The 5,222-nt window shown below is 61.9% G+C and carries 5 protein-coding genes and 1 riboswitch; of the genes, 4 read left to right on the forward strand and 1 reads right to left on the reverse strand.

Annotated features, from left to right (window positions below):
* The coding region (locus T281_RS16090) for a class I SAM-dependent methyltransferase (protein WP_338053313.1) at positions 1-742 on the forward strand (742 nt) is incomplete at its 5' end.
* A gap of 92 nt (positions 743-834) precedes the next feature.
* Here the strand turns inward: T281_RS16090 and T281_RS16095 are convergent.
* Positions 835-2,628: an acyl-CoA dehydrogenase C-terminal domain-containing protein gene (locus T281_RS16095; protein ID WP_037241852.1), complete on the reverse strand. Its 1,794-nt coding sequence runs from the start codon at positions 2,626-2,628 to the stop codon at positions 835-837.
* A gap of 471 nt (positions 2,629-3,099) precedes the next feature.
* Between T281_RS16095 and T281_RS16100 the strand changes: the two genes are divergently transcribed.
* The 3 genes from T281_RS16100 to metW form a co-directional block, all read left to right on the forward strand.
* Positions 3,100-3,321, forward strand: a complete 222-nt coding sequence (locus tag T281_RS16100; RefSeq protein WP_037241854.1) for a hypothetical protein — start codon at positions 3,100-3,102, stop codon at positions 3,319-3,321.
* Positions 3,322-3,393: 72 nt separating this feature from the next.
* A riboswitch (SAM riboswitch) is annotated at positions 3,394-3,471 on the forward strand.
* 51 nt (positions 3,472-3,522) lie between these two features.
* Positions 3,523-4,698 carry a homoserine O-acetyltransferase MetX gene (gene metX, locus T281_RS16105; RefSeq protein ID WP_037241858.1) on the forward strand — a complete coding sequence of 392 codons (1,176 nt, stop codon included), beginning with the start codon at positions 3,523-3,525 and terminating at the stop codon, positions 4,696-4,698.
* Positions 4,698-5,222, forward strand: a 525-nt coding sequence (metW, locus tag T281_RS16110) for a methionine biosynthesis protein MetW (protein WP_037241863.1), incomplete at its 3' end; no start/stop codon positions are given. The genes metX and metW, both read left to right, overlap by 1 nt.

The following is a 5,222-nucleotide window of genomic DNA, read 5'->3' on the forward strand; positions in this document are numbered from 1 at the left end:
TAGCGGGGAACGAGGGAACAGCGTGAAAAGCAGGATCGCAGGAACAGTGACCCTTCTCGGGCTTATGGGAGGGCTTCAGGTCGCGCAGGCAGAGCCGAACACGACGCCGGGGGGCGCGACTGAGGCGCACGCAGGGCACGGGCAGCATGCGTCGGATGGCGGCTTCCACAAGAGATTCGACAACGCCGCCAAATGGGTCGAGCGGTTCGACAATCCGGAACGCACCGCATGGCAGAAACCGGATGAGGTGGTGCGCGCGCTCGGGCTCAAGGGCACCGAGAGCGTGGCGGATATCGGCGCGGGGACTGGATACTTCGCCACGCGGATTGCGCAACGCGTGCCCGAGGGCAAGGTTTTCGCGGCCGACGTCGAACCGGACATGGTGCGCTACCTCGGCGAACGGGCGAAGGTTGAAAAGCTCGCGAACATCGTGCCCGTTCAGGCGGGCGAGGCGTCCGACAACCTGCCGGAACCGGTCGACGTGGTGCTTCTCGTCAACACGTATCATCACATTGGAAACCGCGAGACGTATTTCGCGGCGCTTGCGTCGAAGCTGAAACCGGACGGGCGGCTCGTCATCGTCGACTTCAAGCCGGACTCGCCGGACGGTCCGCCGCGCGAGCATCGCGTCGCGTCCGAGAAGGCGATCGCGGAAATGAAGGCGGCCGGGTACGCGCTCGCGGAAACGCATGATTTTCTGCCGCGGCAGTATTTTCTCGTTTTCCGGCGCGCCAGATCGTAACGGCCGGAGGGACGGCATTCGTGCCGTTCCTCCGCCACCTCATGCTCAAGCAAAAGCTCGGCATACGCCATCGAGTGGACGAGCGATGAGCGTCAGAACTGATCTTCCGCCATGTCCATCATGGCCTTGCAGCCGCCGGTCAAAATGCGGAAGCGGCCCTCCACCTCGGGCAGCACCTTCGCCATGAAGAAGCGCGCGGTCTTGAGCTTGCCGTCGTAGGTCTCGGGCGAGCACTCGCCGCCTTCCTTCAGCTTCGCCTGCGCCACGCGCGCCGTCTTCAGCCAGATCCAGCCGACGGTGACGAGCGCGAAGATGCGCAGATAGTCGGTCGCGGCACCGCCCGCTTCGTCCGGGTTCGCGAAGGCGTGCTGCGCGAGCCATGCGGTCGCCTGATGGAGCTTCGCAAAGGCTTCTTCGAGCGCAGCTGAGATGTCCGCGAGGTCGTGGTCGGTAAGCGTGTCCTCGATCTCGGTCTGGATCGTGGCGAAGAACGCGCGCACCGCCGCGCCGCCGTTCTGCGGCAGCTTGCGGCCCACGAGGTCGAGCGCTTGAATGGCGTTCGCGCCTTCGTAAAGCATCGAAATGCGCGCATCGCGGACGAACTGCTCCATGCCGTGCTCGCGGATATAGCCATGTCCGCCGAACATCTGCTGCATCTTGATCGCGGTCTCGACGCCCATGTCGGTGTAATAGGCCTTGATGACGGGCGTCAGCAGCGCGACGAGGTCGTTCGACTGCTGGCGCACGGCGGCATCGGGATGATGGGCGGCGCGGTCGATGCCGAGGCCGATCATCACGGCGAGCGCGCGCGCACCTTCGGTGAACGCCTTCGCTTCGAGCAGGTTCTTGCGCACGTCCGGGTGCACGATCAGCGGATCGGCGGGCTTCTCGGGCGCCTTGACGCCGGTCAGCGAGCGGCCTTGCAGCCGCTCCTTTGTATAAATCACGGCATTCTGGCGGGCGATTTCCGCGATACCGAGGCCCTGAATGCCGACGCCGAGGCGGGCCGCGTTCATCATCGTGAACATCGCGCGCATGCCCTGATTCGGCTGCGCCACGAGCCAGCCCACCGCGCCGTCGAAGTTCATGACGCAGGTGGCGGAAGCCTTGATGCCCATCTTGTGCTCGACCGAGCCGCATGAAACAGCGTTGCGTACACCCGGTTCGCCGTCGTCGTCCGGCAGGAACTTCGGTACCACGAACAGCGAGACGCCCTTGGACCCGGCGGGCGCATCGGGCAGCTTCGCGAGAACGAGGTGGATGATGTTGTTCGTGAGGTCGTGCTCGCCCGAGGTGATGAAGATCTTCGTGCCGGTGATGCGGTAGCTGCCGTCCTCGGACGGGATCGCGCGCGTCTTCATGAGGCCGAGATCGGTGCCGCAATGGGGTTCCGTGAGACACATCGTCCCGGACCATTCGCCCGACACCATCTTCGGAAGATAGCGCGCCTTGAGGTCTTCGGAGGCATGCGCGGCGATGGCCGAATAAGCGCCGGCCGTGAGGCCGGGATATGGGCCAAAAGCGAGGTTCGCGGAGCAGATGAACTCCTCGATCGCGAAGCCGACCGTGTGCGGCAAGCCCTGGCCACCATGCTCGGGCGACGCGTTCATAGACGGCCATCCGCCTTCGACATACTTGTCATAGGCTTGCTTGAAGCCTTTCGGCGTGCGCACGGTTCCGTTCTCGAAGACGCAGCCTTCCGCGTCGCCGCTCTGGTTCAGCGGGTGAAGAATCTCCTCGCAGAATTTCGCCGCTTCATCGAGCACGCTCGCGATGACGTCCGGCGTCGCGTCTTCGAATCCCGGCATGGCCGACAATTCGCGCGCTTCCCACAGCTCATTCAGGATGAAGCGGTAATCGTCGAGCGGCGCCTTGTAGCTGGGCATTGTCTTCCCTCCCTGGTCCTTTTTCGAGCTTTCAGCGCCGGTCCGCCGGCGAAAGGCCGGCCGTCGCGCTGCTGCATGCGTTAAGTAGTTTACGTATACGTCAATGGCAAGCAAAACGCGATCCCGCCGAAAGGCGCAGAGGCATTGGCTTTTGTCACAGACCTTTGTGTTCAGCGGTGCTTGTGTGGAGACCCTCGCGAACGCCAAAGCAAGGGAGCGCATGAAAGATCGGGGAGCAGGGCCACTAAAAATAGTATTGGATGAAAACGCTTTTGCCCGATCACATGCTCATAAACACTTCGTGTCGCCGTTGAAAATTTGACGGAATAAACGTGGAGTATTGGAAAAAGCGAGTTGCTTGCCTTATTCATGCCGGCGAATAGCGCGATGGAACTCATACCGTAAGGGGTGGATGTAATGCGTATAGAAAGAAGCCTGATAGCCAATATCAATAATAGGCTCGTGCCGCCGATGGAAAAGAAGATCGATTTAGCGCCACCTCTCCGGCCCAAATTCACGACGTCGATGGAAAAGAAGATCGAGCACCTCTGGCTTGATTCCGAACGGCGCGGCTGGCAATTCAACGAGTTCGCCGTGGTCGTCCTGGAGGTCCTCACCGTCCTTCACCATCGCAACGGATTGGAAGACAAGACCGCCGAAACGCAAGAAGACCGCGAGACGCAAGTCGGCTGATAGCACGCTACAACCCAGACGGCTCGGGCGCTGACTCGGCAGCTCTTGACGTAAGCCGTCTGGCGTCCTTTATTTGTGAATCGTGGTGATTTGGCCGGCCGGCTTGCAGCCACGTTAAAAAACTCGCTAAAAGGCCGTGGCTCGCCCCGGTCCGGCGCGTTACGGTCGGCCGTCCGTCGAGAGGGTAGGGCCGTTTCCCAAATGAGCAGGTTGCTTGTTACCGGCAGCGAGTACCGGACAATTCCGTTAGCGTGTCAGCTTTTCCAAAGCCGAGAGCCTCTGCCGCTGGATTGCGGACGCTCGCTCGAAACCTTCCAGATCGCTTACCAGACCTATGGCGAACTGAACGCGGACAAATCCAACGCAATTCTCGTCTGCCATGCGCTGACGGGCGATCAGCACGTCGCCGACCGGCACCCGATGACGGGAAAGCCCGGCTGGTGGGAAACGCTCGTCGGCCCCGGCAAGCCGGTCGATACGACGCGATATTTCGTTATCTGCTCGAACGTGATCGGCGGATGCATGGGTTCGACCGGCCCGGCATCGATCAACCCCGCGACCGGCAAGCCGTGGGGGCTCGACTTCCCCGTCATCACCATCGACGACATGGTGCGCGCGCAGACGCGGCTGATCGATCATCTCGAAATCTCGGAGCTTTTCTGCGTGCTTGGCGGCTCGATGGGGGGCATGCAAGCGCTCGAATGGTGCGCGAGCTACGGCGAACGTGTTTTTTCCGCGATGCCGATCGCGACCGCCGCGCGCCAATCGTCGCAGAATATCGCGTTCAACGAGGTTGGCCGACAGTCCGTCATGGCCGATCCCGAATGGCGCGGCGGGCGCTATCTTGAGGACGGCACGAACCCGGCCAAGGGCCTCGCCGTGGCGCGGATGGCGGCGCACATCACCTACCTCTCGGATGACGCGCTGCACCGGAAGTTCGGCCGCAACCTTCAAAATCGGCAGAAGGTCACTTTCGGCTTCGACGCCGATTTCCAGGTGGAAAGCTACCTTCGATATCAGGGCATCAGCTTCGTCGATCGTTTCGACGCGAACAGCTATCTCTATATCACCCGCGCCATGGACTATTTCGACCTTGCGGCCGACTGCGATGGCGTGCTTGCGAACAATTTCACCGGCACGAAGACGCGGTTCTGCCTCGTGTCGTTTACGAGCGACTGGCTTTATCCAACGCGTGAGAGCCGTGCCGTTGTACAGGCGCTGAACGCGGTGGCGGCGAATGTGAGCTTCGTCGAGATCGAGAGCGACAAGGGCCACGACGCGTTTCTACTGCATGAGCCGGAGTTGTTCGACACGGTGCGCGGCTTCCTCGAGTCCGCGCGCGCGAAGCGCGGCCTGCCAGCGGCGGGGAGGGCATGATGACGGCCTATGAAGACAGCGCGACTTTTGCCTCGGCTCACGCGGCGCAACCCCGCATCGACCTTCTGCTGATCGCGGGCATGGTGGAGGACGGCGCGCGCGTGCTCGATGTCGGCTGCGGCACCGGGCAGTTACTGAAGCTCCTCGAAGAAAAGAAGAATGTGGACGGGCGCGGCATCGAGCTTTCGCAATCCGGCGTGAATTTCTGCGTGGCGAAGGGTCTGTCCGTGATCCAGGGCGACGCGGACCACGACCTCGTGAATTATCCCGATCTCGCCTTCGACTACGCGATCCTATCGCAGACGCTTCAGGCGACCACGCGCCCGAAGGAGGTGCTTCAGGAACTGCTACGCATCGCGCGCCATGTGATCGTCTCGTTTCCGAATTTCGGACACTGGCGCATCCGCACACAGATCCTGTTCAACGGACGCATGCCCGTAACCTGGAACCTGCCGGAAGCGTGGTACGAGACGCCGAACATCCATTTCTGCACCATCGCGGATTTTCGCGAGTTGTGCGACGTG

Origin of the sequence: Rhodomicrobium udaipurense JA643, assembly GCF_000636015.1 — a bacterium.
Classification (GTDB): Bacteria; Pseudomonadota; Alphaproteobacteria; order Rhizobiales; family Rhodomicrobiaceae; genus Rhodomicrobium; species Rhodomicrobium udaipurense.

Excerpts from the sequence above, each read along its gene's own strand:
- T281_RS16100 (WP_037241854.1), top strand. The coding sequence starts at position 3,100 with ATGGAAAAGAAGATCGATTTAGCGCCACCTCTCCGGCCCAAATTCACG.
- T281_RS16095 (WP_037241852.1), bottom strand. The coding sequence starts at position 2,628 with ATGCCCAGCTACAAGGCGCCGCTCGACGATTACCGCTTCATCCTGAAT.
- metX (WP_037241858.1), top strand. The coding sequence starts at position 3,523 with ATGAGCAGGTTGCTTGTTACCGGCAGCGAGTACCGGACAATTCCGTTA.